The organism is Staphylococcus sp. EG-SA-2 (assembly GCF_017152085.1).
Window position 1 is genome coordinate 1 of record NZ_JACYHC010000637.1, and the last position, 2,299, is coordinate 2,299.

Annotated in this window: 5 protein-coding genes and 1 pseudogene; all 6 read left to right on the forward strand. The window is 33.0% G+C overall.

The genetic code is table 11. The features are described 5' to 3' along the window. Nucleotides 1-868 (forward strand): annotated as a pseudogene (locus tag IDG60_RS11420) (pyocin knob domain-containing protein); the annotation flags it as partial. Then, nucleotides 868-1,257: a DUF2977 domain-containing protein gene (locus IDG60_RS11425; RefSeq protein WP_001166599.1), complete on the forward strand. Its 390-nt coding sequence runs from the start codon at nucleotides 868-870 to the stop codon at nucleotides 1,255-1,257. The pseudogene IDG60_RS11420 and the gene IDG60_RS11425, both read left to right, overlap by 1 nt. Further along, a complete protein-coding gene (locus IDG60_RS11430) occupies nucleotides 1,250-1,414 on the forward strand; it encodes an XkdX family protein (protein ID WP_000916020.1) in 165 nt (54 codons plus the stop codon). Before IDG60_RS11425 ends, IDG60_RS11430 begins: the two co-directional genes overlap by 8 nt. Before the next feature lie 45 nt (nucleotides 1,415-1,459). Further along, nucleotides 1,460-1,759 (forward strand): DUF2951 domain-containing protein, encoded by a 300-nt coding sequence (locus tag IDG60_RS11435; protein ID WP_000466784.1) that lies wholly within the window; start codon nucleotides 1,460-1,462, stop codon nucleotides 1,757-1,759. Nucleotides 1,760-1,894: 135 nt separating this feature from the next. Next, nucleotides 1,895-2,197: a phage holin gene (locus IDG60_RS11440; protein WP_000339144.1), complete on the forward strand. Its 303-nt coding sequence runs from the start codon at nucleotides 1,895-1,897 to the stop codon at nucleotides 2,195-2,197. A gap of 10 nt (nucleotides 2,198-2,207) precedes the next feature. After that, on the forward strand, nucleotides 2,208-2,299 hold a 92-nt coding region (locus tag IDG60_RS22330; protein ID WP_241013365.1), incomplete at its 3' end, for a hypothetical protein.

A 2,299-nucleotide genomic window follows, 5' to 3' on the forward strand; every position in this document is an offset into this window, starting at 1 on the left:
TATATCTGATTTGGAAAATAAAGCGCAAGCATATTCAAGAACATTCGATGAGCAAAAGCGATATATGGATGAGAAACATGAAGCCTTCAAGCAGTCAGTGAATAGTGGTGGTTTAGTCACAAGTGGTTCTACTTCAAATTGGCAAAAAGCTAAGATTACTAAAGATGATGGTAAGATAATGCAGATTACTGGATTTGATTTTAATAATCCAGAACAAAGAATAGGTGATTCAACCCAATTTATTTATGTTTCGCAAGCTATAAATTATCCAAGAGATGTTAGTACTAACGGTACTGTCGAATATTTAGTAGTAACTTCAGATTACAAGCGTATGACTTATCGACCGAACGGTACAAATAAAGTGTTTGTTAAAAGAAAAGAAGCGGGTTCATGGTCTGAGTGGTCAGAATTAGCTATTAATGATTACAATACACCTTTTGAAACTGTTCAAAGTGCCCAATCAAAAGCTAATATGGCCGAAAGTAACGCTAAATTATACGCAGATGACAAGTTTAATAAAAGGTATTCGGTTATTTTTGATGGAACAGCAAATGGTGTGGGCTCTACATTGTACTTAAATGAGAGTTTAGACCAATTTATTTTATTAATTTTTTATGGGACTTTTCCAGGTGGTGACTTTACAGAGTTTGGCAGTCCTTTTGGAGGAGGAAAGATTTCATTGAATCCCTCAAATCTTCCAGATGGTGATGGAAATGGTGGAGGTGTTTATGAGTTTGGATTAACTAAATCTAGTCGTACATCTTTAACTATATCAAACGATGTCTATTTCGACTTAGGAAGTCAAAGAGGCTCTGGTGCGAACGCAAATAGAGGGACAATTAACAAAATTATAGGAGTGAGAAAATAATGCAAATATTAGTTAACAAGCGTAATGAGATAATTTCATACGCTATCATTGGTGGCTTTGAAGAAGGTATTGATATTGAAAATTTACCAGAAAATTTCTCTCAAGTTTTTAGACCTAAAGCCTTTAAATATTCAAATGGGGAAATAGTTTTTAACGAAGATTATTCAGAAGAAAAAGATGACTTGCATCAACAGATTGACAGTGAAGAACAAAACACAGTCGCTTCTGATGACATCTTACGAAAAATGGTTGCTAGTATGCAGAAACAAGTTGTTCAAAGTACAAAGTTATCGATGCAAGTTAATAAGCAAAATGCACTAATGGCAAAACAACTTGTGACACTTAATAAAAAATTAGAAGAGGTTAAAGGAGAGACTGAAAATGCTTAAATTAATTTCACCAACATTCGAAGATATTAAAACATGGTATCAATTGAAAGAATATAGTAAAGAAGATATAGCGTGGTATGTAGATATGGAAGTTATAGATAAAGAGGAATATGCAATTATTACAGGAGAAAAGTATCCAGAAAATCTAGAGTCATAGGTTATAATCTTATGGCTTTTTAATTTGAATAAAGTGGGTGGTGTAATGTTTGGATTTACCAAACGACACGAACAAGATTGGCGTTTAACGCGATTAGAAGAAAATGATAAGACTATGTTTGAAAAATTCGACAGAATAGAAGACAGTCTGAGAACGCAAGAAAAAATTTATGACAAGTTAGATAGAAATTTCGAAGAACTAAGGCGTGACAAAGAAGAAGATGAAAAAAATAAAGAGAAAAATGCTAAAAATATTAGAGACATCAAGATGTGGATTCTAGGATTAATAGGGACGATTCTAAGTACATTTGTTATAGCCTTGTTAAAAACTATTTTTGGCATTTAAAGGAGGTGATTACCATGCTTAAGGGAATTTTAGGATATAGCTTTTGGTCGTGTTTCTGGTTTAGTAAGTGTAAGTAATAGTTAAGAGTCAGTGCTTTGGCACTGGCTTTTTATTTTGGATAAAAGGAGCAAACAAATGGATGCAAAAGTAATAACAAGATACATCGTATTGATCTTAGCATTAGTCAATCAGTTTTTAGCGAATAAAGGTATAAGTCCGATACCAGTAGATGAAGAAAGTGTTTCATCGATTATCTTAACAGTTGTTGCTTTATATACTACATATAAAGATAATCCAACATCTCAAGAAGGTAAATGGGCAAATCAAAAGCTAAAGAAATATAAAGCTGAAAACAAGTATAGAAAAGCAACAGGGCAAGCGCCAATTAAAGAAGTAATGACACCTACGAATATGAACGACACAAATGATTTAGGGTAGGTGTTGACCAATGTTGATAACAAAAAACCAAGCAGAAAAATGGTTTGATAATTCATTAGGGAAGCAGTTCAATCCTGATTTGTTTTATGGATTTCAGTGTTA